This window comes from Bradyrhizobium sp. 2S1 (genome assembly GCF_011516625.5).
Taxonomy (GTDB): Bacteria; Pseudomonadota; Alphaproteobacteria; order Rhizobiales; family Xanthobacteraceae; genus Bradyrhizobium; species Bradyrhizobium septentrionale.
In genome coordinates, this window is sequence record NZ_CP147717.1 from 5,182,451 (window position 1) to 5,204,383 (window position 21,933).

The 21,933-nt window shown below is 61.7% G+C and carries 25 protein-coding genes; 16 read left to right on the forward strand and 9 right to left on the reverse strand.

What is annotated here, in order from left to right:
- Positions 1-208 precede the first annotated feature (208 nt).
- Complete coding sequence (locus HAP54_RS24485; protein ID WP_166304355.1) at positions 209-394, reverse strand: hypothetical protein; 186 nt, start codon at positions 392-394, stop codon at positions 209-211.
- Between the two features lie 471 nt (positions 395-865).
- On the opposite strand from HAP54_RS24485, the gene HAP54_RS24490 reads away from it, so the two are divergent.
- The 6 genes from HAP54_RS24490 to HAP54_RS24515 all read left to right on the forward strand — a co-directional run bounded on the left by HAP54_RS24490 (position 866) and on the right by HAP54_RS24515 (position 6,819).
- The gene (locus HAP54_RS24490) at positions 866-1,144 is read left to right on the forward strand and encodes a hypothetical protein (protein WP_312022817.1); all 279 of its coding nucleotides are present in this window, start codon (positions 866-868) and stop codon (positions 1,142-1,144) included.
- Positions 1,138-1,368 (forward strand): hypothetical protein, encoded by a 231-nt coding sequence (locus HAP54_RS24495; RefSeq protein ID WP_166304358.1) that lies wholly within the window; start codon positions 1,138-1,140, stop codon positions 1,366-1,368. Before HAP54_RS24490 ends, HAP54_RS24495 begins: the two co-directional genes overlap by 7 nt.
- A gap of 5 nt (positions 1,369-1,373) precedes the next feature.
- Positions 1,374-2,036 carry an SOS response-associated peptidase gene (locus tag HAP54_RS24500; protein ID WP_166304361.1) on the forward strand — a complete coding sequence of 221 codons (663 nt, stop codon included), beginning with the start codon at positions 1,374-1,376 and terminating at the stop codon, positions 2,034-2,036.
- A 143-nt stretch (positions 2,037-2,179) separates the two neighbouring features.
- Entirely contained in the window at positions 2,180-5,056 is a 2,877-nt protein-coding gene (locus HAP54_RS24505; protein ID WP_166304364.1) for a class I SAM-dependent DNA methyltransferase, read from the forward strand.
- A gap of 30 nt (positions 5,057-5,086) precedes the next feature.
- Positions 5,087-5,899: a HipA family kinase gene (locus HAP54_RS24510; protein ID WP_166304366.1), complete on the forward strand. Its 813-nt coding sequence runs from the start codon at positions 5,087-5,089 to the stop codon at positions 5,897-5,899.
- Between the two features lie 2 nt (positions 5,900-5,901).
- On the forward strand, positions 5,902-6,819 hold the full coding sequence (locus HAP54_RS24515; RefSeq protein ID WP_166304369.1) for a hypothetical protein: 918 nt from the start codon (positions 5,902-5,904) through the stop codon (positions 6,817-6,819).
- 37 nt (positions 6,820-6,856) lie between these two features.
- On the opposite strand, the gene HAP54_RS24520 is transcribed toward HAP54_RS24515, so the two are convergent.
- The 7 genes from HAP54_RS24520 to HAP54_RS24550 all read right to left on the reverse strand — a co-directional run bounded on the left by HAP54_RS24520 (position 6,857) and on the right by HAP54_RS24550 (position 10,257).
- On the reverse strand, positions 6,857-7,132 hold the full coding sequence (locus HAP54_RS24520; RefSeq protein ID WP_166304372.1) for a hypothetical protein: 276 nt from the start codon (positions 7,130-7,132) through the stop codon (positions 6,857-6,859).
- 23 nt (positions 7,133-7,155) lie between these two features.
- Complete coding sequence (locus tag HAP54_RS24525) at positions 7,156-7,473, reverse strand: hypothetical protein (protein ID WP_166304375.1); 318 nt, start codon at positions 7,471-7,473, stop codon at positions 7,156-7,158.
- Entirely contained in the window at positions 7,470-8,123 is a 654-nt protein-coding gene (locus tag HAP54_RS24530; RefSeq protein WP_224741803.1) for a hypothetical protein, read from the reverse strand. Before HAP54_RS24530 ends, HAP54_RS24525 begins: the two co-directional genes overlap by 4 nt.
- Before the next feature lie 175 nt (positions 8,124-8,298).
- On the reverse strand, positions 8,299-8,700 hold the full coding sequence (locus tag HAP54_RS24535; protein WP_166304380.1) for a helix-turn-helix domain-containing protein: 402 nt from the start codon (positions 8,698-8,700) through the stop codon (positions 8,299-8,301).
- Positions 8,701-8,704: 4 nt separating this feature from the next.
- Complete coding sequence (locus tag HAP54_RS24540; RefSeq protein WP_166304382.1) at positions 8,705-9,112, reverse strand: helix-turn-helix domain-containing protein; 408 nt, start codon at positions 9,110-9,112, stop codon at positions 8,705-8,707.
- Positions 9,105-9,746 (reverse strand): hypothetical protein, encoded by a 642-nt coding sequence (locus HAP54_RS24545; RefSeq protein ID WP_166304385.1) that lies wholly within the window; start codon positions 9,744-9,746, stop codon positions 9,105-9,107. The genes HAP54_RS24540 and HAP54_RS24545 overlap by 8 nt, the downstream gene beginning before the upstream one ends.
- Positions 9,747-9,780: 34 nt before the next feature.
- Positions 9,781-10,257, reverse strand: a complete 477-nt coding sequence (locus HAP54_RS24550) for a hypothetical protein (protein ID WP_166304388.1) — start codon at positions 10,255-10,257, stop codon at positions 9,781-9,783.
- Between the two features lie 792 nt (positions 10,258-11,049).
- Here HAP54_RS24550 and HAP54_RS24555 point away from each other — a divergent pair.
- The 7 genes from HAP54_RS24555 to HAP54_RS24585 all read left to right on the forward strand — a co-directional run bounded on the left by HAP54_RS24555 (position 11,050) and on the right by HAP54_RS24585 (position 17,843).
- The gene (locus HAP54_RS24555; protein ID WP_166304391.1) at positions 11,050-11,961 is read left to right on the forward strand and encodes a S49 family peptidase; all 912 of its coding nucleotides are present in this window, start codon (positions 11,050-11,052) and stop codon (positions 11,959-11,961) included.
- 116 nt (positions 11,962-12,077) lie between these two features.
- On the forward strand, positions 12,078-12,269 hold the full coding sequence (locus tag HAP54_RS24560) for a hypothetical protein (RefSeq protein WP_029079014.1): 192 nt from the start codon (positions 12,078-12,080) through the stop codon (positions 12,267-12,269).
- A 253-nt stretch (positions 12,270-12,522) separates the two neighbouring features.
- Positions 12,523-13,458, forward strand: coding sequence for a glycine--tRNA ligase subunit alpha (locus HAP54_RS24565; RefSeq protein ID WP_029079013.1), 936 nt, complete (start codon positions 12,523-12,525; stop codon positions 13,456-13,458).
- Positions 13,458-15,632 carry a glycine--tRNA ligase subunit beta gene (gene glyS / locus HAP54_RS24570; RefSeq protein ID WP_166304394.1) on the forward strand — a complete coding sequence of 725 codons (2,175 nt, stop codon included), beginning with the start codon at positions 13,458-13,460 and terminating at the stop codon, positions 15,630-15,632. Before HAP54_RS24565 ends, glyS begins: the two co-directional genes overlap by 1 nt.
- 3 nt (positions 15,633-15,635) lie before the next feature.
- Positions 15,636-16,232, forward strand: a complete 597-nt coding sequence (locus tag HAP54_RS24575) for a class I SAM-dependent methyltransferase (RefSeq protein ID WP_166304397.1) — start codon at positions 15,636-15,638, stop codon at positions 16,230-16,232.
- Entirely contained in the window at positions 16,232-16,603 is a 372-nt protein-coding gene (locus HAP54_RS24580; RefSeq protein ID WP_210297565.1) for a GFA family protein, read from the forward strand. Before HAP54_RS24575 ends, HAP54_RS24580 begins: the two co-directional genes overlap by 1 nt.
- Positions 16,604-16,742: 139 nt before the next feature.
- On the forward strand, positions 16,743-17,843 hold the full coding sequence (locus tag HAP54_RS24585) for a hypothetical protein (protein ID WP_166304403.1): 1,101 nt from the start codon (positions 16,743-16,745) through the stop codon (positions 17,841-17,843).
- Positions 17,844-17,959: 116 nt separating this feature from the next.
- Here HAP54_RS24585 and HAP54_RS24590 read toward each other — a convergent pair whose 3' ends face one another.
- A complete protein-coding gene (locus HAP54_RS24590) occupies positions 17,960-18,319 on the reverse strand; it encodes a DUF1236 domain-containing protein (RefSeq protein ID WP_166304406.1) in 360 nt (119 codons plus the stop codon).
- Positions 18,320-18,553: 234 nt separating this feature from the next.
- Here HAP54_RS24590 and HAP54_RS24595 point away from each other — a divergent pair, with 234 nt between their 5' ends.
- From HAP54_RS24595 to HAP54_RS24605, 3 genes are all read left to right on the forward strand, one after another.
- Positions 18,554-18,709, forward strand: coding sequence for a DUF3096 domain-containing protein (locus HAP54_RS24595; protein ID WP_084518327.1), 156 nt, complete (start codon positions 18,554-18,556; stop codon positions 18,707-18,709).
- A 91-nt stretch (positions 18,710-18,800) separates the two neighbouring features.
- Positions 18,801-21,716, forward strand: a complete 2,916-nt coding sequence (gene ppdK / locus HAP54_RS24600) for a pyruvate, phosphate dikinase (RefSeq protein WP_166304409.1) — start codon at positions 18,801-18,803, stop codon at positions 21,714-21,716.
- A 25-nt stretch (positions 21,717-21,741) separates the two neighbouring features.
- Positions 21,742-21,912: a hypothetical protein gene (locus HAP54_RS24605; RefSeq protein ID WP_166304412.1), complete on the forward strand. Its 171-nt coding sequence runs from the start codon at positions 21,742-21,744 to the stop codon at positions 21,910-21,912.
- The last annotated feature ends 21 nt before the right edge of the window (positions 21,913-21,933 follow it).

A 21,933-nucleotide genomic window follows, 5' to 3' on the forward strand; every position in this document is an offset into this window, starting at 1 on the left:
TGGGTACTGGCCGAATTAGGCCACGCTCAGATCCAAATTGGGCCACTCTTCGAGAACAGAATTCAGTTGGGGTCGGCGGAGTGTATAAGGCCATTCCTCCCCGAACTTCGGCCCTCAGTTGCGGCCGTTTCTTTGGCCACTCGCAGATGCGAAGTAGGCCACTCTTATTTTGTAATGCCGGACCAAAGGGCAGATATCTGACCGACAACTATCCCTGCGACATTAGCAACTCGCTCATGTAGGCCGCCTCTTCGTACTGCCGCGCTCTCGTCAGCAGCGCTTCCTGCTCCTGACCGGGCGAAAGCTCTTTCGCTCGGCGGCGCAGCTCTTGGGCTTCTTGTGCAAGACGTTCTTCAAGGGAATGAATTTGCTTAACCCGGCGTCGTCGCTTCATGGCTCCTCTCTCCAAAGCCGACGTTGCTGCCCCAAAAACGGAATCAGAAAGCCCGAGAGAGCACGAAAGTTCCAGAGGAATCCGCACGCCGACTGTTACATAAAAGAAATTTATGTGGCGCAAACTGCATATAAGGGTGCGGGACCAAAGGTAGAACATTCACCAAGACGTCTCAGTAGCTCTACCGAGAACAACGGCTAAGCCATTGATTTCATTTTGCCTAACAGCACCGGTTTGCGGACTTCGGGGCTTTTAGTCTCGTGCAGCCAGTCCGAGCCGGATGGACGTCCCTTTGACGGGAATGCCTAGCGTCCCTTTCCGAGCACAGTACAATTCCTAGCGGCTTGCCATTTGTTCTCATTTCGTTCACGGTGCGTCGACCGTGAGTGAAGTCCATGGATGCCGATCGAGAACGGGAAATCATCCGGCTTTGGTACCCCCTGCGCCTTCTTGGAGCGGTAAGGCCGACCGGTGACCACCCTTCTTCGGCAGATCGAGAAAGCCTGGCTGAGCGGGAACGTCATGCAGCTTGATTTTGTGCGGCGCGAGATCGAACGGATGCGAATCCAAGTCCATCGGCAGCGCGGGGAAATCCGGCAGCTTCAACGGGCGGGAATTCCGACGCTGTCGGCGGAGGCGCTCTTGGACCGGATGCTCAACAAGATCGACGAACTATGCATCGAACGGGATCGGCTCAAGAAAGAGCAGCCGCCGGTCAAGGGCCGGGTGTTGGGTGGACGGTCATGGTGACCGAGCGCCCCCAATGGTTCGGCGACACCGACGATCATTCACCATGGATAAAGGCCTTGGCTGAAGTCAGGATCAGGGCGACCCGTGAGGGATGGTGCTATCAACACGTCCAAGCGATCACCGTTGCGATCGATCAGTATGCCGAGGCGGCGCTCGGCAATCGGCAGTTCTTCTTGAACAAGCCGCACAGCATCGGCGGCGGCAGGAAAGACGATACCCCGTAAGCCCGATGTGCAATCTCTACAGCGTCACCACAAATCAAGAGGCGATCCGCGCCCTGTTCCGCGTGGTCAATCGCTATGTGGGCAACCTTCCGCCGATGCCGGGGGTGTTTCCAGACTATCCGGCGCCGGTCGTGCGCAACGCAGGCGTAGAGCGCGAGATGGTGCTGATGCGGTGGGGCATGCCGCCGCCACCGCGCACTAGCGGGCCGCCGGTCACCAACATCCGCAACACGTCGTCGCCGCACTGGCGGGGGTGGCTCAAGCCTGAGAATCGCTGCTTGGTCCCCGCCAACAGTTTCGCCGAGTACGCGCCCGAGCCGAACCCGGAGACCAAGAAAAAAGATGTGGTCTGGTTCGCGCTGAATGAGGACCGACCTCCGTTCACCTTCGCGGGTATCTGGACCGAGTTCAAGGGCGATCGAGGCACCAAGTCCAAGCCGATCCCGGGCCCGCATCTGGTCTACGGCTTCCTGACGACCTCGCCGAACGCGGTGGTCGAGCCGATCCACCCCAAGGCCATGCCGGTGATCCTGACCACCGATGAGGAGCGCGACGTCTGGATGCGGGCGCCGTGGGATGAGGCAAAAGCGTTGCAGCGCCCCCTGCCGGACGGCGCGCTCAGGATCGTCATGCGCGGGGCAGACAAAGAGGATCGGATTGCGGCCTGATCGATGCCGGGACGGCTCGTGAGGCCCCTCGTTATCGGTTTCTTTGTGTAACCCAATCGAAGGGGTTGACCATAGGTCCCGGTTCACCGTTCATGCAACTATTAGGATATGTGCCAATTAGGTCCGTTGGGGGAACTGCTGAATTGACGCCTGATGAATTTATCCGAAAGTGGAAGAACGTCGAACTAAACGAGCGGGCGGCCGCCCATTCTCATTTCATCGACCTCTGCCGAATGCTGGACGAGCCCGCTCCAACGGATGTCGATCCGACGGGGGAGTGGTACGCCTTTGAACGCGGTGCCACCAAGACGACCGGCGGCGAGGGTTGGGCCGACGTCTGGAAGCGCGACCATTTCGGGTGGGAGTACAAGGGCAAGCGGAAAGACCTCAAGGCGGCCTTTGCGCAACTGCAACAATATGCCCTGGCGCTCGAAAACCCGCCGCTGCTGGTCGTCTGCGATATGGATCGGTTCGAAATCCATACCAACTGGACCAATAGCGTTTCGGCGGTTCATGAATTCGGCCTCGACGATCTGCGCGAGCCTAATGTTCGGCAAAAGCTCAAGTCGGTGTTCTCTGACCCTGAGCAGTTGAAGCCGGGCAAAACCCGCCAGACCCTCACAGAAGAAGCTGCCGCCGAATTTGCTAAACTCGCGCAACGATTGCGAGATCGAGGTCATGCCGCCGAAACGGTCGCGCATTTCATCAATCGACTAGTTTTCTGCATGTTCGCCGAAGATGTCGATCTTCTCCCGAACAAGATGTTCAAGCGGATGCTGGAACACGCCTCCTCGCGGCCAGACGAATTCCAGTCGCTTGCGAGCGATCTCTTTAAAGCGATGCAGTCCGGAGGTCGGGTCGGCTTTGAGCAAGTAGCATGGTTTAACGGCGGCCTTTTCAACGATGACACGGCGCTGGCACTCGACAAAGACGACATCGCGCTAACACTGGTCGCGGCCAAGCTGGATTGGGCGGAAATCGACCCATCCATTCTCGGTACGCTGTTTGAGCGCGGACTTGATCCGGACAAGCGGTCGCAGTTGGGTGCCCACTATACGGATCGAGAAAAGATCATGATGATCGTCGATCCTGTGATTGTGCGTCCATGGCTGGCAGAATGGGAAGCAGCAAAGGAGGAAATAGCAAAGTCAGTAGAGAATTCTCGCTCCGCGAAATCGGCAAGCGCGCGCACGAAAGCTCATGGTCAGGCCGTCGCTGGCTACCGCTCTTTCTTGAACAAGCTTCGGTCATTCCGAGTACTCGATCCGGCCTGTGGCTCAGGGAATTTCCTCTATCTCGCCCTATTGGCGCTGAAAGACATCGAACACCGTGTCAGCATCGAAGCAGAAGCGATGGGCTTGCAGCGCGAATTTTCGCAAGTGGGGCCCGCGTCCGTAAAAGGGATTGAGATCAACCAATACGCTGCCGAACTTGCCCGCGTCTCGGTGTGGATAGGCGAAATTCAGTGGATGCGCCGCAACGGCTTCGGCGTATCCGATCGTCCGATTTTGAAACCGCTGGATAATATCGAATGCCGCGACGCAATTTTGTCGGACACAGGCAAAGAGGCAGCTTGGCCTGACGCAGATGTCGTTATCGGCAATCCTCCCTTCTTAGGAGGAAAGCTCATGCGAACCTTTTTAGGTGACGATTACGTAGACCGTCTCTTTGGTGCATATGACGGACGAATATCGGCCGAAGCGGATTTGGTGTGCTACTGGATTTCCAAGACGTGGGACCTTATGCGCGCGGGTCGCTTGAAGCGAGCGGGTCTGGTTGCGACAAACTCTATCAGGGGGGGCGTCAATCGACGCGCACTTGATGCTATCGTCAAAGACGGCTCGATATTTGGCGCTTGGGCCGACGAGGCTTGGATCGTGGAAGGCGCCGCGGTCCGCGTGTCCATTGTTTGCTTCACGACGGCAGGTCACCCTTGGCGTGCAACGCTCAACGGAGCGCCGGTCTCGCTGATTAACGCCGATTTGACGGCCGAGGCTGTCGATCTGACTAAAGCTGTCAGACTGCTCGAAAACTCCGATCTGGCCTTTATGGGAGTAACACCAGCGGGTAAGTTTGACGTGCCCGAAGCGCTGGGGCGCCGATGGTTAGAGGCGCCATTAAATCCGAACGGACGTCCGAATAGCGACGTCATTCGGCCTTACGCAAATGCGATGGACGTCACTCGTCGCTCGCGGCGGCAGTGGACAATCGATTTTGGTTGTACCATGACCAAGGCCGAAGCTGCCCTATACGCGCTGCCATTTGAATATGTTGTCGCTCACATTAAACCCGTACGTTTGAAGAACGCTCGGGAAGCATATCGTCGCTTCTGGTGGCGCTACGCAGAGCCGAGGCCCGCCATGCGCGGCAAACTCGCGCCGTTATCGCGCTATATCGCCACCCCGATGGTGGCTAAGCATCGTTTGTTTGTGTGGCGCTCGCCGGTCGAAATGGCCGCGAACTTGCTCAACGTCATTGCTCGCGATGACGATACGACGTTTGGCATTTTGCACAGTCGTTTCCACGAGCAATGGTCTCTCAGGTTGTGCAGTTGGCTAGGGGTCGGCAACGATCCTCGCTACACTCCCAGCACAACATTTGAAACGTTTCCGTTCCCAAAGGGCCTCGCCCCGGATATCCCAGCATCCACTTACGCGGATAATCCGCGCGCAGTAAAAATCGCAGCAGCCGCGCGCAACTTGAACGATCTCCGAGAACGTTGGCTCAACCCACCCGATCTTGTGATCAGTAGGCCAGAAGTTGTGTCAGGTTATCCGCTCCGCATTGAGCCGAAGGACGCCGCCGCCTCGGCCATACTGAAAAAGCGCACGCTAACCAACCTTTACAACGAGCATCCCACTTGGCTTGCGAACGCTCATGCCGAGCTGGATGCAGCTGTAGCGGCCGCATACGGTTGGCCCGCCGATATTTCAGAAGAACAGGCGCTGGCGAACCTGTTTGACCTAAATCAGACGCGCGCGTCGTCCGCGGGCGAATTGCTCGCCGAGGCAGTTGATTAGCGAAGTGATTTCTATCGCAGGAGAGCTATTTTGCCGACCGTTGGATTTGCAAGGTTACTTGCCGGAGCGAGGAGCTTCAAGGACCAAGGTATCGCAAACGTAAGCGATACCTATCGCGGCCAAATACTCGTCGGGCAGGGTGACGTCCGAACAGCGATCATTAAGGACATTCCCATTCGAGAGGTTGCAAACGAGGTTCTTGCGGCAACGCTCGCCATCGCCATTTCACTTCCAGTTCCGCCGCCCTTTCTTGCGCTTGCCTCAACCTCGGACCTTGCGACCAAGCATGCGTCAAAGCTCGGCGGTTCATCTCTTTTGTTTGCAAGTGCAGACGTGAATACACCGTCTATTGCGCAAATCGTGCTTGTTAACGGAGTTCCTCAACCCGCTGCTATCGATTTCGTTGCGAACGCGATGAAACAGTGCACACAGCTTGGAGAGTTTTATGGCTTTGACGGCTGGGCAGCCAACACCGATCGACATACCGGAAATGTCTTGATCGGGCCTAATCAGCAGCCTTGGCTTATTGATCACGGGCGAGCATTCACGGGCGAAGCATGGAAGCCTGCTGATCTGGACCCTTCAAAGCTGTATCGGCACAGATTGAAAGAATGGCTCACCCCGCTGCTGAATGATGCGGAGCAAAAGCGCTTTTCCGCTCTGGCGACGGCGATGGTTCCCACGCTGAGCGCTCTGGACGTCAAGGCGTTAGGAGAGCAAAATCGTGTGCCAGCGTTGGTTGGTCAGGAGGACTTCAACCGATTGGTCACTTTTTTAACCGATCGTATCGCCTTTGTACCCCGGATTGCCTCCGACGCTCTTAATCAAGCAAGGATAGTCTGACCGTGCTATCGCTGCTCGAAACCGACTTCCCGGCCAGCACGGGATTTGTACGTGCAAAGTGGGCGCCCTTGTTGCTGCGGCCTATTCTCGGCTCACCTGAGCAGTTCGTGATTGGCGTGGGAGCCGTCAATCAGGCGGGATTTCATCTCGAACGAGCCAATAGTTTCGTACGCCTAACCTGCCTTTTCGCGGCAGACGCCAATTCGGCAGTCCTGGCGGCCCAAGCCGCACTTGACGCGTTTGAGGCCGATCTGTCGAGCCGCGCGATCGCCGCGCTCGCAGAGTATCAACCAGTCTTCTCCGGAGTTGTTCTTGGCGACGTAGGAGAGGCGGAGGGACCATCTTTGCAGAGCATAGCTGCCTCTTGGATGGCTTCACTCTCCTCTCTCTATTCCGCAAGTCCTGAGATTGCGTTGACTAGTGAAGCGTACGTTGCGGCTGATGTTGCTGAACCGGCGAGACCACGCGACCGATTGCCCGCGTTGATCCTTGAATATGTGGTAAAGCGACGCCCGGGATTAGACCAATTTTTCAGCGAAGAGATTAGGGAGCAACACGCTAGACGCCGCACTAACATCTCGGGAGTGCACATCGATTTTGCGGGATCGAGGATTGTTGCCAACTTCGGCACGTTGTCCGTAAGTCACCATGTCGCTTCGGTTGGCCGAATTAAGCAGCGGCTTTGGGAACTAAAAGTGGATCGCGACAGCGAGAAGGGTGGTTTGGCTAAACGCAATCACGAAATGATTGTTCAGCATCCGGCGAAAACCGACCCGCAGTTTTCTGAAAAGCAGATCCAGCGCATAGAAGATGCTCTTGGTGCGCTCCGGGAGCAGGCAGATCAGGAAGAGATCGGGCTTCGCCCGATGCATACGATCAATGAGATTGGCGACCATCTTCTCGCGAAGGAGGCGGCGTAATAGCGATCGACCTTGCCTTGGGAGCGGCAGGCCTGCGCTAGAACCGACGCTCATAATGTTGTCGTCGCTCATTGCTTCTTTCCGTGCGCCATTCCGGCGGCGCGCGGCCCGCCTCGATCATTTCCTCGACCAAGATCGGCACCAGCCCGTCGCAGCAATCCATCAGCAGCTTGCGGGCACCATCGCGTAGCGGCGGCGCGTGCCCGGCAATGAAGATCGCGAGCAATTGCGCGATCGTGGCGCCTTGGACTTCCGGGTTCTTGCCGGCGAGCAGCGGGCGGATCGCATCGACCAATTCGTCGGCGTGCTCCATGCCGCCTTGGATGTCCGGGCCATCTATTTCGGGGCTCTCCCGTGGCGGCGTAGGAGTTCGGCGCGGCGTTCGATTTCGGGCCATAGCTCTGTCTCCGTGGGGCGAAAGGCTTGGTCCTTGAGCGCGTACATTGCGAACAAGGTGTCGATTTGCTCATGGGCGAGCGCGAGCGCCGAAACTAGATCGCCGCGTTCGGCTGCCGCGAAGGAAAGTACGTCGCGCGCTTTTCGGAGCGCGATTTGCTGCCGCCTTGCGAGCGCGACGCTAGGGTTTTCTTGCCGGAACGCATGCTGATCGATGATCTGAGCGGCGCGGGCAATGGCGTCGTCGGTCTCAGTCATGGCGGCAACAGCCGTTGAGCGCGGGCAATGTATCGGTCCAGCATTGCGAGCGCCTCGGGCCCTTCCTTTTCCGCCTCGGCGCGCAACAGCGGCAAGCCTGTCTGGATCGAGTGATCAACCTCGGCGCGGGTAGCGCGGCGGCCTTCGGCCCACCACGTCATCGACGTGGGATCGCCGAGACGGAAGACGGCGCCGTTTCCATCGCGCATCACGCGGAATTCCTTCGTTACCCAAATGCAGACGGCGCCAGGATTGCGCTTGATCATCATCCCGGCCGGCTCTTGGTGGCCCGCCGGCATGTCCTTTTCGTTGCGCCGCATGCGCGGGTTGGAAAGGAACGGGCAGGCGCGCACCGCGTATTCAGCACATTCGAGATGCGATGGCGGTTCGGCGATCGTGCGGTTGATCGCGCACATCGGGCCGATCGGGAAAGCCTTGTATTGGCCGAGCGGTTGGCCGCAAGTCCAGCAGAGCGAGCGCTTGACCGCCTGTACCAGCTTGTCAGGGCCGATGACGCGAAAATCCGGCTTGCCATCGAGCCATGCGACGAACCACGGGACCGGAAAACCGGTCTCCGAGATCGGAAGCCGGTTGATCCGGTCGGCCATGGGGATCGACCAGATCGCCTGATTGAGCTTCGTTTTGTCCATTTGCCTGCACCTCCAAAATCGCATCCGCGATGCAGATGCGTCTTGGCCGGTGCTGCGGCAGGTATCTGGTGCGATTGCCGCCAATATCCTTCATTTGCGTTTCCCACCCATCTTCCGCCAGCTCTCAGCCCGCCAGCCAGGGCTTTCGCACTGGCCGGGACTGTTGATCATTTCGTTAGCCAGGGAATGCCTCCGCAAGAGTGCGGGCAAGCGCGATGACGCTGCGCCGCAGTTCCGGATTGCCGACCCGCATCATGGCCGTGATGATGTCATGGCCGTCTTTGGATGCAGCGAATTCCATGTGCGGCGTTAGCTTCGCGTCGCCGGCCGCCGCGCCGGTAAAGAGCGAGATATCGCAATCGAGCGCGGCGGCGATTTCACTGAGCCTCGCCACGCTGACCCGGTTGACGCCCTTCTCGTATTTCTGGATTTGCTGGAAGCTGACCCCGAGCCGTTCGCCTAGCTCGCTCTGGCTCAGACCGACCTCTTTGCGGCGCGTGCGGATCATGATGCCGAGCGAGCGATCGGCGCTGCCGGCGCTGCGGACTTTTATTTTCGTGCTTTTAGCCCGTGCCATTGGTTTACCTGCTCCCTCCGTTGGATTTGCCGTGCCCGTTTGCATGGCCGTTGCGCTTGGCGGCGCGCTCCTTCTTTTTCGCGAGCATGGCTCGATAAGCCTTTCGTTCCTCGCGCGCCTTCGGGATTTCGCTCGCGAAGTTGGGCTTGTCGTCTCGGATGAGATCGTATTTGTAGCCAAGGGCGCCGGCCATTTTGGCGAAGGTGGCGTGCTGCGGTCGTCGCGTTCTGCCGCCGAACATGTTCGTAACCGTCGATCCGGACAGCCCGGCAAGCACTGCGAGATCGGCCTCCTTGATGCGATCCTTCTGGTAGAGCGTCCGGAAGCGATCGATCTCCGGGTCCTTGTCGACGTAGTTGTAGGATCGGGTCAGCCAAAGCATTCCCGAATTGTGTCCGATCCTATTAGCCATTCACTGTCTCCGCGGTTTCGTGGTTCGCCCCATTGAGTTTCGCGGCTGGTGCCGCCGCTGCTTTTGTCGCCGGCTTCTTCGGGTTCGACTTGGCCTTCGCCTTCGCGAGCAGCATGTAGTCGCCCGATCCTGAGGCGCCGACGCGCTTGATCAGTTTCTCGGTCAGCATCTTGTTGACGCTGCCATAGACCGTGCCGCGCGCACGGCCTTGCTCGGCGAACAGCGCGACGAGTTGCTCGGTGTTGAATTTGCCGCCGTGCTTGCGCGCGAATTTGAGGATTTCGGCCGAGGCTGGCGTGTCGAATTTCTTGGGCGCGGTCTCGGTCTTGGGCGGCTCGATCGCCCGGACATCCGCGCGCTGGTAATTGCGATCCCCGAGATCGACGATCTCGCCGGCCCCGATCAGCTTTCTGACCGCGTAGTAGCTCGACGAGGCGGTGCGCCCGGCGGCCTTGAAGTGCGCCGACAGGTCGCGCCCGCTGAATGTCAGGTGCTCATTGACGAACGCCAGGGCGAAGTCCTCGGCGCTCACCTCGTGCCGCTCGTTCCGCTTGAAAGCCGGAACGTCGGTGATCAACTCGAACCCGATGTTGGTGAGGCCCATGCGGGAGAGTTGCGCGATGATCGGCCCCATGTCGGCGGCCTCGGCCTCGCATATAATCCGGAACCTATCCGTTGGGTGTGCTTCGTCTTTCTTTGCCATAATAGCCTTTCTCCGGTTCGCTGATCACCAGCGCCCGACCACCGAGCGCTGACGTGATTTCCTCAAAGGAATGAGTGCGATTGATCGAGACATTGTTGGCGCCGCTGATGATCTCGTGCCACTCGCCCTTCGGATCGAAGGGCGGCGCGAAGATCGTCAGCGCGTCTCGTTCATTGAAGCGGATCAAGGCGGCGATCCCCTGCTCGGCGCGGCGACAAAGCCAGCGGCGCAAGGCGGGATCGCGGTGGGCGAGCGGGTAAGCAGGATCAATCCAGATTTGGACGACTTGGATGTTCTGGATCGCGCCGGTCTCATTGTCCGGAAGGGTGATGAAATCCGGCATGAGATCGATCACGTAATGTGAGCGATCGGGCCGCGAGAGTTCGGCCGCGTCGTCGTTGACGAGCCATCGACAATTCCAAGCGGAGCACTCGAACGGCATCAGCGCCGATCGATAGACTGAGCAACCCTTTTTGAATTTCTGGTGTTTGCAGGCTATGCCCGCACCCTTGGGCAGGGATACGACTCGCAAGAGCCTACAGCATAGTTGACGTTCCCCGCACCGCCGCATCGGGGTTCCTTCCTTCACATACGCATTTCTTTCCTCGCCGCGCTGTTGATCAGTCACTCGCGAGGTCGGGCTGATTTGTCAGCCTCGTGTAAGAACAATTCTTAAATCAACGGTTGGAAGTTGCAAAGGGTTGGCATGCCAGCGATTGGCGGGCCGTCGCCCACATATTTTTTTTCCATTATGAAACCATTCGCACTTTGCGCGACAAGAAACCGTGCTTTAGGTGGCGCCGGCGAAATACAACCGAACCGATAGTGGGAATGCCCGGACCGGCGGGGATCACATACGCACCCCCGGCCCGCAAGAACGCGGTCAGTCGGGGGCTCCCCGCCGAAACTTGGCCCGCTCCCCATCCCCGGGGGGCGGGTCCTTTTGGCCGGCCCAATGGGGCGCAAGCGCGGCGCGAATGCCGGGCCAATTGGGCCGGCCCGCTCTAATGGCTTTTGAGTGGTGTAAATCAGCGCGCCGGGTATCCGACCCGGCCGGCCGGCCGAACGCATGGGCGCCCGTTTACCGGCCCCGGTAAATGCAAAAGGGCCGCCCGATGGGGCGGCCCTGATCGGGGCGCTATATAAGAGAGGGTCAGGCGGCCATGCGCCAGCGGCTCAACAGGATGACATCGCCTCCATCGTGTATCGTTTGAGGCAAACGCAAGGTAACGGCATGAGTGAACAAATAAGTGATCGCGCCAGACGTCCGGGACTGTTCGAGCGTGCGCAGAAAATGCTTCCGGCGCGGTTCAGGCGCGGCACGGCGGTGGTGCCGGTGGTGCGGCTGTCGGGCGTGATCGGCGCGGTGACGCCGCTGCGGCCCGGCATGACGCTCTCCGGCGTCGCCAAGATGCTGGAGCGCGCCTTTGGCACTCGGAATGCCAAGGCGGTGGCGCTGGTGATCAATTCGCCGGGCGGCTCGCCGGTGCAGTCGCGGCAGATCTATTTGCGCATCCGGCAACTGGCGGCCGAGAAGAAGCTGCCGGTGCTGGTATTCGTCGAGGACGTCGCGGCCTCCGGCGGCTACATGATCGCCTGCGCGGGCGACGAGATTTATTGCGACCCGTCCTCGATCCTGGGCTCGATCGGCGTGGTCGGCGGCAGCTTTGGCCTCGAGGGGCTGATCAAGAAGATCGGGGTCGAGCGCCGGCTCTATACGGCGGGCAGCCACAAGGCGATGCTCGACCCGTTCCTTCCCGAAAACCCTGATGACGTCGCCCGGCTGAAGGCGATCCAACGCGAGATCCATGCGATCTTCATCGCGCTGGTGAAGCAGAGCCGCGGCAGCCGCCTCAAGGGTGCCGACGACGCGCTGTTCACCGGCGAGTACTGGGCGGGCGACACCGCGATCGGTCTCGGGCTCGCCGACGCCATCGGCGACCTCCGCTCGACCTTGCGCGCCCGCTATGGCGAGAAGGTGCTGACCCCGGTGATCGCGCCGGCGAGCGGCATGCTGTCCGGCCTGCTCGGTCGCCGGGCGGCGGGGGCGGGCTCGCTGGCGGCGCTGGACGGCATCGCCGCGCTGCCGGATGATCTGATCTCGGCGTTGGAAACACGGGCGATTTGGGCCAGATTCGGGCTGTGAACACACGGTTGTGAGCGCGCCATTTAGTCCCAAAAGTGCGATTGCGGCGCAGGCCGGCTTGCGTAAGAATGCCTGGTATTGGGGGCCTGACAGACGTGAACGACAAGGATCGACCGATGCCGCCGCTGATTGCATTCGCAGGCGTCCTGGGTGGCCTGGCCGTGGTCCGCTGGGCTTACAAGACGGCCGTCCGGATCAACCAGGAACTGGAAGAGGCGCGATTGTCCCGCGTGGCCGAAGCCGCGCATGCGGGCGAAATCAAGACCCTGCGCCGCGACCCCGTGACCGGGGCCTATCGCCCGGGCTAAGGCCTGGATCTCCCTCGCCCCGCGCTTGCGGGGAGAGGGCTGGGGTGAGGGGCCGTCTCCGCAAATTCGAAAAGCGAGAGTGCGCGGAGAGTCCCCCTCACCCGAAATCCGCGCGGCGCGCGAATTTCGACCTCTCCCCGCAAGCGGGGCGAGGTAAGGGTGGCAGAAACATCCCCATCGCCTTGATTCCATTGGCTGCCGCCGATACGGTCCCGCGCGCTTCACAACCCCCCTCGCGAGACCTGTCGTGACGATGGACGCCCTGCCTGACCACATGCGCCCGGAACGTTCGTTCCAGGGCTTCATCCTGGCTCTCCAGCGATTCTGGGCCGAGCAGGGTTGCGTCATTCTGCAGCCCTACGACATGGAAATGGGCGCCGGTACCTTCCATCCCGCGACCACGCTGCGCGCGCTGGGGCCAAAGCCCTGGAACGCGGCCTATGTGCAGCCGTCGCGGCGGCCCAAGGACGGCCGCTACGGCGAAAACCCCAACCGCCTGCAGCACTACTACCAGTTCCAGGTGATCATGAAGCCGTCGCCGCCGAACCTTCAGGACTTGTACCTGAAGTCGCTCGCCGCGATCGGCATCGATGCCGCCGTCCATGACATCCGCTTCGTCGAGGACGACTGGGAGAGCCCGACCCTGGGCGCCTGGGGTTTGGGGTGGGAATGCTGGTGCGACGGCATGGAAGTCTCGCAGTTCACCTACTTCCAGCAGGTCGCCGGCGTCGAATGCGCGCCGGTCGCGGGCGAGCTCACTTACGGGCTCGAGCGGCTCGCGATGTATGTGCAGGGCGTCGACCGCGTCTACGACCTCAACTTCAACGGCCGCGAGGGCGCCGAGAAGGTCACCTATGGCGACGTCTTCCTGCAAGCCGAGCAGGAATATTCGCGGCACAATTTCGAATATTCCGACACCGCGATGCTGTTCGAGCAGTTCAGGATGGCCGAGGACGCCTGCCGCAAATATCTCGCCGCCGGCTGGCGTGAGGGCGGCAACAGTAAGGAACATCTGATGGCCTTGCCGGCCTACGACCAGTGCATCAAGGCGAGCCATGTGTTCAACCTGCTCGACGCCCGCGGCGTCATCTCGGTGACGGAGCGGCAGAGCTATATCGCCCGCGTGCGCGATCTGGCGAAGGCCTGCGGCGAGGCGTGGATCCACACTGAAACGGGCAGGGCGGTCTGATGCCCGATCTTCTCCTCGAACTGTTCTCCGAAGAAATCCCCGCCCGCATGCAGGCCAAGGCGGCGGACGATCTGCGCCGCATGGTGACCGACAAGCTCGTTGCCGAAGGCTTGGTCTATGAAGGCGCCAAGGCGTTCGCGACCCCGCGGCGGCTTGCGCTCACCGTGCACGGCATTCCCGCGCGCCAGCCCGATCTGAAGGACGAGCGCCGCGGCCCGCGCGTCGGCGGACCCGAGCCCGCGATCCAGGGATTCTTGAAGGCCACCGGCCTGTCCTCGATCAGCGAGGCAAAGATCCAGACCGATCCGAAGAAGGGCGATTTCTACATCGCGCTGATCGAAAAGCCCGGCCGCGCCGCGATCGACGTGATCGCGGAGATGCTGCCGGTGATCATCCGCACCTTCCCCTGGCCGAAGTCGATGCGCTGGGGCGCGCGCTCGGCGAAATCAGGCTCGCTCACCTGGGTGCGCCCGCTGCACGCCATCACCGCGACTTTTGGGCTCGAGACCGAAGAGCCGGACATTGTGAAATTCTCGGTCGACGGTATCGAGGCCGGACAGACCACCTACGGCCACCGTTTCATGGCGCCAGCCGCGATCTCGGTACGCCGCTTTGAGGACTACGAGGCCAAGCTGAAGGCCGCGAAGGTGATCCTCGATCCGCAGGCGCGCAAGGACATCATCCTCGAGGACGCCAAGGAGCTCGCGTTCGCGCAGGGCCTCGAGCTGGTCGAGGATCAGGTGCTGCTCGACGAGGTCTCCGGCCTCGTCGAATGGCCTGTTGTGATGATGGGATCGTTCGAGAAGGAATTTTTGGCGATTCCTGACGAGGTGATCCGCGCCACCATCCGCAACAACCAGAAGTGTTTTGTGGTCAAGGATCCCAAGACTGGGAAATTGACCAACAAGTTCGTGCTGACCGCCAACATCGAGGCGCCCGACGGCGGCAAGACCATCGTCGCCGGCAATGAGCGCGTGATCCGGCCGCGGCTGTCGGATGCGAAGTTCTTCTACGAGACCGACCTGAAGACGAAGCTGGAAGATCGACTGCCGAAGTTCGAGCAGATCGTGTTCCACAAGGAGTTGGGCTCACAGGCGGATCGCATCAGGCGAATTGAACGATTGGCGGTCGAGATAGCGCCGCTGGTCGGCGCCGACGTCGAGAAGACCAGGCGTGCCGCGCGCCTGGCGAAAGCCGACTTGCTGACCGAAGTCGTCGGCGAGTTCCCCGAGCTGCAGGGCTTGATGGGCAAGTATTACGCGCTGGCGCAAGGCGAGGATGCGTCCGTGGCGGCGGCGAGCGAGGAGCACTGGAAGCCGCAGGGGCCAACCGATCGCGTGCCGACTGATCCGGTCAGCGTCGCGGTGGCGCTGGCGGACAAGCTGGATACGTTGGCGGGATTCTGGATAATCGATGAGAAGCCAACTGGGTCGAAAGATCCTTTTGCGCTGAGACGAGCTGCGCTTGGAGTGGTAAGAACTATCCTCACCCTCGATCGTCCGCTGAATTTGCTCGAGCTGTTCGACAAGGCGTGCGCTCTGTTCCCCTCCAAATTGCCGGGCGAGGAAAATACAGAAGCTTACGCAGCTCATCTGGTTTCGCAAAGGTCGGACACGGGGCCCGCACGATCGGAAAGATACTATGTTTCGGTCGGGTTGTTGGGCTTCTTCGCTGACCGCCTGAAAGTGCAGCTACGCGAACAGGGTGCTAGGCACGATCTTGTTGACGCAGTGTTCGCACTAGACGATGACGATGATCTCTTACGCATCGTTCGCCGCGTTGAAGCGCTAGGCAAGTTCCTCGATACCGATAACGGCAAGAACCTGTTCGCCGGAACTAAACGCGCGAGCAATATCCTTGCGATCGAGGAGAAAAAAGACAAGCGCGAGTTCGATGAAAAGCCTGACGCTGCGCTCTACAAGCTCGACGAAGAGAAGACGCTCGCGAAAGCGATCGACCAGGTGAAGGCCGAGGCCTCCGCCGCCGTCGACAAGGAAGACTTCGCCGCTGCGATGAGTGCGATGGCCAAGCTGCGCCCGGCGGTCGATGCGTTCTTCGACAAGGTCAAGGTCAACGACGACGACCCGAAGGTGCGCGAAAACCGCCTGAAGTTGCTCAACGAGATCCGCGCCGCGACGCGTGCGGTGGCGGATTTCTCGAAAATCGAGGGCTGACCGATGGACCACGCAACGCTCGCCGCTTACGACAAGCAAGCGGCGGCGTTTGCGCAGGACTGGCACGAGCAGCCGGCGCCGGTCGATCTCCAGGACATCGTCACCCGTTTCTTCATCAAGGGCGGCGTAACAGCCGATATTGGCTGTGGCAGCGGCCGCGAGGTGGCGTGGCTCGGCGCTCACGGCTTTCCAGCCGAAGGCTTTGACGCCTCCGAGGGCTTGCTCGCGGAAGCGCGGACGCGCTATCCGGCGCTGCGCTTTGCGCGGGCCGAGCTGCCTGAGCTGTCCGGCATCGCGGCCAACAGCTTTGACAACGTACTGTGCGAGACCGTGATCATGCATCTCGATCACGCGCTGATCGCGCCGTCGGTGCGCCGCATGCTCGACATCGTGAAGCCCGGCGGCGTATTCTATCTGAGCTGGCGCGTCACCGCAGGTGACGATGCGCGTGATGCACACGGCCGGCTCTATGCAGCCTTCGATGCGGCCCTGGTGCGGACTGAACTGGCGGCGGCCGAATTGCTGCTCGACGCGGAAGTCGTCAGCGCGTCATCCGGCAAAGTCATTCACCGGCTGGTCGCCAGCAAAGGCAGGCGATGATGGCAAGGCTCGCGACATGCGCCTGCGGACAGCTCCGCGTCACCTGTCAGAGCGAGCCTCTCAAGATATCGCTGTGTCATTGCCTGGAGTGCCAGAGGCGGACCGGCAGCACCTATGGGGTCGCGGCGTTCTTTCCCCGTGCCGATGTCGAGCCGCAGGGCGAGGCGCGTGAGTACAGCCGTGTCGGCGACAGCGGGTCTGCGGTGGTCTTCCACTTCTGTCCGAATTGCGGAACGTCGGTCTATTGGGAGCCGCGCCGCGCGCCGGATCTGATCGGCGTTGCGGTCGGCGCCTTCGCGGACCCCGATTTTCCCGCGCCATCGCAATCGGTCTTCACGGAGCGCCGCCATCGCTGGGTCGCCGACAAATAAGCGGCGGCCGCCGAGCGGCGGGTCGCGCCGGAAATATTTGGACACAATTTGCAATTTGTTAACCATGCCCTGCGAAGGTCCTGTCGGGTCAACGATTTCTTAAGAAATCGCCCTTTGCGCCAATGCAGAGACCTCCCCGATGACCTCGATCGGCACCACGCCCAATCCCTACGCCCAATATGGTTCGGCCTACGCGCGGGCCGCCGCGACGCCCTCGCTGGCAGCGACCTTGTCGGGCGACGGCACGGCCGGCGATCTGTCGTCATCATCGACATCGAACGCTGCGACCAACCTCACGCTGTCGGATGCCGCCCGCGCCCAACTCGCCAAGGCGCCGCAGCCCGACTTCGCGACGGTGACGAGCGATGCGCGCGTCACGCTCGACCGGCTCTACACGGTGGCCGGCGTCAAGGCGCCGATCTTCGACGGCAAGACCACGATCGATCTCTCGACGCTGGACCGCCGTTCGCTGTTTGCGATCTCGACCAACAATGGCGGCAAGTTCACGCCGGACGAGCAGGCGGTTGCCGCCACCGAACTGAAGCAGCGCTTCGACACGGCGCTGGCGCCGTCGCTTGCGACCACGCGCCTGACCGGTGACTACAGCGTCAGCTACAAGGCGGCGCTCGATTATCTCGATGGCGCCAGCGACGAGGAGAAGGCAACCGCGACCTGGGCCAGCCAGCGCGCCGCGGTGCTCAAGGGCTATCAGGCGACGCAGCAGGATTCGAACACGGCACCATCTGGGATTTCCGGTGACCCGATCGCGGCCGCGCTCGCAGGCAACGCGTCTCCCGCGACGGGCACGACGCGCGACTTCAGCAGCGTGGCAAGCGACGTGCGCGCCTTCCTCGATCGGCAGAAGAGCCAGGCTGCGAGCAACGGCAAGGAACTGGTCTACGATGCCAGGCGCAAGACCGGACAGCTCGCCGACCTGTCCTCGCTCGACAACCGCTCGCTCTCGGCGATCTCGCTGAACCAGGACAAGAAATTCTCCACCGAGGAGACCTTCGCGGCCAAGCAGGAACTCAACACGCGGACGCGCCTTGCGGTGCTCGACGCGCTGAAGCAGAGCCAGTCCGCTGGCGATCCGCGCCAGTTCAGCCTCGGCATCCTCAAGCAATATTCCTCGATGAGTGCGGAAGAGCGGCAGGCGGCCAACTGGACGCAGGATTTCCAGGACGCCGCGATCAAGAGCTACAAGTCGACCTCGACGCTGCTCTCGATCCTGAAATCGTAGGTATCCATGAAAAACCCCACCCGGTGGGGAGGCCGGGCGGGGCTTTCAAGTCCGGTCGATCTGCGCGCACATCCGCTTACGCGGCGCCCGGACATCGCGTTCAGGCGGCTGGGGGCTTATTCGACCACCTGAACGATCCGTCGCGAACGCGGCTCGACCAGAACGGTCTCACCATTCACGACGGTGTAGCGATAGGGTGTCGCGCCGAACCGTTGCGGCACGTCGTAATAGGTCACGCCGGCGTCCGGCAGCACGGTGCCGACCACGACGCGATCCGGAACGGTGTAGTTCGGCACGCGCTCGCGTACGATGTATTCGCGGAATGCCGGACGCTGCTCGACCGCGATTGCTCCGTCATCCTCGACGGCGACCGCCGGACCACCGCGGACAATGCCGACGGTCTGGGCCTGTGCGGCAACAGCCGGCACCGTGATCGCAGCAGCAACCGCTGCAACGGCAAGTATTCTGTTTCGCATGGCTCGCTCCATTCTTTTCACGCAGCACGCCGGCCTTCGCCAGCGCACATGGCGAGCCAATGCATCCGGTGTGGTGATGTTCCGGAAAAACCACCGCCATACACGCGGCATTTTGGAGCAATTTTCGTGAGTTGCGGGAACCCGCGGGCGTGACGGGCGTCTTGATGTGGGAACCCCCGCAGCGGATAAACTGCCGCTCGATTCGCTCCTCCAAAAACCGCCGGAGAAACTTCAATGGTCATCACCGCTGGGCATTTGCCGCACATTGTCGCTCTGATTGCAGGCATCCTGATCCTGATCATGCCGCGGCTGCTCAATTACATCGTCGCGATCTACCTGATCTTCGTCGGGCTGGTGGGGATGGGCCTGTTGCGCTGGCTGCACCTGTAGCGGGAAAGCGGGGTTTCGCGGCTTGCGCGGAACCCCCCAAAATGGTGTAAGGCGCGCATCTTCGACCCCTCCTTCCGGATTGTTGTCTGACATGGCCAAAGCCGTCGCGAAGTCCAAGAAAATTGCTGCGAAAACTGCCGAGAAAACTGCAGCGAAATCAAAGCCCTCCGCAGCGGCCCGCAAGGCCGCGCCGGCGCGCAAGGCGCTGAAGAAGAGCGCCCCGAAGGCGGCGCCGAAAGCCGCAGCCAAGCCGGCTGCAAAGCCCGCCAGCAAGGCGCCGGTGAAGGCGGCAACTTCGGCGAAAAAGGCAGCCCCGGCTGCGATCAAGGCCGGCAAGTGGGTCTATACGTTTGGTGACGGCAAGGCCGAGGGTCAGGCGACCTTGCGCGATCTGCTCGGCGGCAAGGGCGCCAACCTCGCGGAAATGGCCAATCTCGGCCTGCCGGTGCCTCCCGGCTTCACCATTCCGACCTCGGTCTGCACCTATTTCTACGAACACGACAAGACGTATCCGAAGGAGTTGAAAGCTCAGGTTGAGAAGGCGCTCGACTATGTCGGCAAGCTGACCGGCAAGACCTTTGGCGACGCCAGGAACCCGCTGCTGGTCTCGGTGCGCTCGGGTGCGCGCGCCTCGATGCCCGGCATGATGGATACCGTGCTCAATCTCGGCCTCAACGACCGCACGGTCGAAGCGCTCGCCGAGCTCTCCGGCGACCGCCGCTTCGCCTATGACAGCTATCGCCGTTTCATCACGATGTATTCCGACGTGGTGCTCGGCTTCGAGCATCATCACTTCGAGGACATCCTCGACACCTTCAAGGACGGCCAGGGCTATTCGCTCGACACCGACCTGACCGGCGACGACTGGGTCGAACTGGTCGGCAAGTACAAGGAAGCGGTCGCCAAGGAGACCGGCCACGACTTCCCGCAGGATCCGCACGACCAGCTGTGGGGGGCGATCGGCGCGGTGTTCTCATCCTGGATGAACGCGCGCGCGGTGACCTACCGCAAGCTGCACGATATCCCGGAATCCTGGGGCACCGCCGTCAACGTGCAGGCGATGGTGTTCGGCAACATGGGCGAGACGTCGGCGACCGGCGTGGCCTTCACGCGCAACCCCTCGACCGGCGAGAGCAAGCTGTACGGCGAGTTCCTGATCAACGCGCAGGGCGAGGACGTCGTCGCCGGCATCCGCACGCCGCAGGACATCACCGAGGAAGCGCGCCAGGAATCCGGCTCCGACAAGCTGTCGATGGAAGCCGCGATGCCGCACGCCTTCAAGGAGCTGACGCGGATCTACACGCTGCTCGAGAAGCACTACCGCGACATGCAGGACATGGAGTTCACGGTCGAGCAGGGCAAGCTGTGGATGCTGCAGACCCGCGGCGGCAAGCGCACCGCGAAAGCGGCGCTGCGCATCGCGGTCGAGCTCGCCAATGAAGGCCTGATCTCCAGGAAGGACGCGGTGACGCGGATCGATCCCGCCTCGCTCGATCAGCTGCTGCATCCGACCATCGATCCGGCCGCCAAGCGCGACGTGATCGCGACCGGCCTGCCGGCGTCGCCAGGTGCGGCCTCCGGCGAGATCGTGTTCTCGTCGGACGAAGCGGCCAAGCTGCAGGCCGACGGACGCAAGGTGATTTTGGTCCGCATCGAAACCAGCCCGGAAGACATCCACGGCATGCACGCCGCGGAAGGCATTCTCACCACCCGCGGCGGCATGACCTCGCACGCCGCGGTGGTCGCGCGCGGCATGGGCAAGCCCTGCGTCTCCGGCTGCGGCACCATCCGCGTCGATTACGGCCGCGGCACCATGAGCATCGGTTCGCGCACCTTCAAGACCGGCGACGTCATCACCATCGACGGCTCGGTCGGGCAGGTGCTGGCCGGCCGGATGCCGATGATCGAGCCGGAACTGTCCGGCGAGTTCGGCACGCTGATGGGCTGGGCCGACGAGGTCCGCAAGCTCGGCGTCCGCGTCAACGGCGACACGCCCGATGACGCGCGCACCGCGGTGAAGTTCGGCGCCGAAGGCATCGGCCTCTGCCGCACCGAGCACATGTTCTTCGAGGAGACCCGCATCCGCACCGTGCGCGAGATGATCCTCTCCGAGGACGAGCAGTCGCGCCGCGCCGCGCTGTCGAAACTGCTGCCGATGCAGCGCGCCGACTTCGTCGAGCTGTTCGAGATCATGAAGGGCCTGCCCGTCACGATCCGGCTGCTTGATCCGCCGCTGCATGAATTCCTGCCGCACACCCAGGCCGAGATCGAGGAAGTGGCGCGCGCCATGAACACCGATCCGCGCAAGCTCGCCGACCGCGCCCGCGAACTGTCCGAGTTCAACCCGATGCTCGGCTTCCGCGGCTGCCGTCTCGCGATCGCCTATCCGGAGATCGCCGAGATGCAGGCGCGCGCGATCTTCGAGGCCGCCGTCGAAGCCGGCAAGCGCACCGGCAAGCCGGTCGGCCTCGAGGTGATGGTGCCGCTGATCGCCACCAAGGCCGAGTTCGATCTGGTCAAGGCGCGGATCGATGCCATGGCCAAGGCGGTGATGAAGGAAACCGGGGCCAAGCTGAGCTACCAGGTCGGCACCATGATCGAATTGCCGCGCGCCTGCCTGATGGCCGGCGAGATCGCAGAGACCGCGGAGTTCTTCTCGTTCGGCACCAACGACCTGACGCAGACCACCTACGGCATCAGCCGTGACGACGCTGCGAGCTTCCTCGGCACCTATGTCGCCAAGGGCATTCTCGAGATCGATCCGTTCATCTCGGTCGATCGCGACGGCGTCGGCGAGCTCGTCAAGATCGGCGTCGCGCGCGGCCGCAAGACGCGGCCGAACCTCAAGGTCGGCATCTGCGGCGAGCACGGCGGCGATCCGGCGTCGGTCGTGTTCTGCCACGAGGTCGGGCTCGACTACGTGTCCTGCTCGCCCTACCGCGTGCCGATCGCGCGTCTTGCAGCAGCCCAGGCCGCACTCGGCAAGGCGGCCGCCAGCCAGGCGTGAGCGATCAAAATAGTCGGTGACGACAATGGCCGGGACCACGTCCCGGCCATTTTGTTTGCTGCGTGATCACCACGCCGAGACGGCCGCACGTAACGCCTTGTTCACCATCTTCGTTGACCGGATGTTCACGACCTTCATGCGCCGCGCATTTACCAAGGCGCGCGATGCAACGCGCCAAGACTCTGCGATCGCTTGAGTGTAGCGCGCGGGCAACGTC

Bases quoted from the DNA above. Each gene is read 5' to 3' on its own strand.
- HAP54_RS24555 (WP_166304391.1), top strand. From the start codon at position 11,050: ATGAGTGAACAAATAAGTGATCGCGCCAGACGTCCGGGACTGTTCGAG.
- HAP54_RS24585 (WP_166304403.1), top strand. From the start codon at position 16,743: ATGACCTCGATCGGCACCACGCCCAATCCCTACGCCCAATATGGTTCG.
- HAP54_RS24540 (WP_166304382.1), bottom strand. From the start codon at position 9,112: ATGGCTAATAGGATCGGACACAATTCGGGAATGCTTTGGCTGACCCGA.
- HAP54_RS24565 (WP_029079013.1), top strand. From the start codon at position 12,523: ATGGACGCCCTGCCTGACCACATGCGCCCGGAACGTTCGTTCCAGGGC.
- HAP54_RS24525 (WP_166304375.1), bottom strand. From the start codon at position 7,473: ATGACTGAGACCGACGACGCCATTGCCCGCGCCGCTCAGATCATCGAT.
- ppdK (WP_166304409.1), top strand. From the start codon at position 18,801: ATGGCCAAAGCCGTCGCGAAGTCCAAGAAAATTGCTGCGAAAACTGCC.
- HAP54_RS24520 (WP_166304372.1), bottom strand. From the start codon at position 7,132: ATGGAGCACGCCGACGAATTGGTCGATGCGATCCGCCCGCTGCTCGCC.
- HAP54_RS24550 (WP_166304388.1), bottom strand. From the start codon at position 10,257: ATGCCGTTCGAGTGCTCCGCTTGGAATTGTCGATGGCTCGTCAACGAC.
- HAP54_RS24595 (WP_084518327.1), top strand. From the start codon at position 18,554: ATGGTCATCACCGCTGGGCATTTGCCGCACATTGTCGCTCTGATTGCA.
- HAP54_RS24605 (WP_166304412.1), top strand. From the start codon at position 21,742: ATGGCCGGGACCACGTCCCGGCCATTTTGTTTGCTGCGTGATCACCAC.
- HAP54_RS24535 (WP_166304380.1), bottom strand. From the start codon at position 8,700: ATGGCACGGGCTAAAAGCACGAAAATAAAAGTCCGCAGCGCCGGCAGC.
- HAP54_RS24590 (WP_166304406.1), bottom strand. From the start codon at position 18,319: ATGCGAAACAGAATACTTGCCGTTGCAGCGGTTGCTGCTGCGATCACG.
- HAP54_RS24575 (WP_166304397.1), top strand. From the start codon at position 15,636: ATGGACCACGCAACGCTCGCCGCTTACGACAAGCAAGCGGCGGCGTTT.
- HAP54_RS24500 (WP_166304361.1), top strand. From the start codon at position 1,374: ATGTGCAATCTCTACAGCGTCACCACAAATCAAGAGGCGATCCGCGCC.
- HAP54_RS24495 (WP_166304358.1), top strand. From the start codon at position 1,138: ATGGTGACCGAGCGCCCCCAATGGTTCGGCGACACCGACGATCATTCA.
- glyS (WP_166304394.1), top strand. From the start codon at position 13,458: ATGCCCGATCTTCTCCTCGAACTGTTCTCCGAAGAAATCCCCGCCCGC.
- HAP54_RS24560 (WP_029079014.1), top strand. From the start codon at position 12,078: ATGCCGCCGCTGATTGCATTCGCAGGCGTCCTGGGTGGCCTGGCCGTG.
- HAP54_RS24580 (WP_210297565.1), top strand. From the start codon at position 16,232: ATGGCAAGGCTCGCGACATGCGCCTGCGGACAGCTCCGCGTCACCTGT.
- HAP54_RS24545 (WP_166304385.1), bottom strand. From the start codon at position 9,746: ATGGGGCCGATCATCGCGCAACTCTCCCGCATGGGCCTCACCAACATC.
- HAP54_RS24485 (WP_166304355.1), bottom strand. From the start codon at position 394: ATGAAGCGACGACGCCGGGTTAAGCAAATTCATTCCCTTGAAGAACGT.
- HAP54_RS24530 (WP_224741803.1), bottom strand. From the start codon at position 8,123: ATGGACAAAACGAAGCTCAATCAGGCGATCTGGTCGATCCCCATGGCC.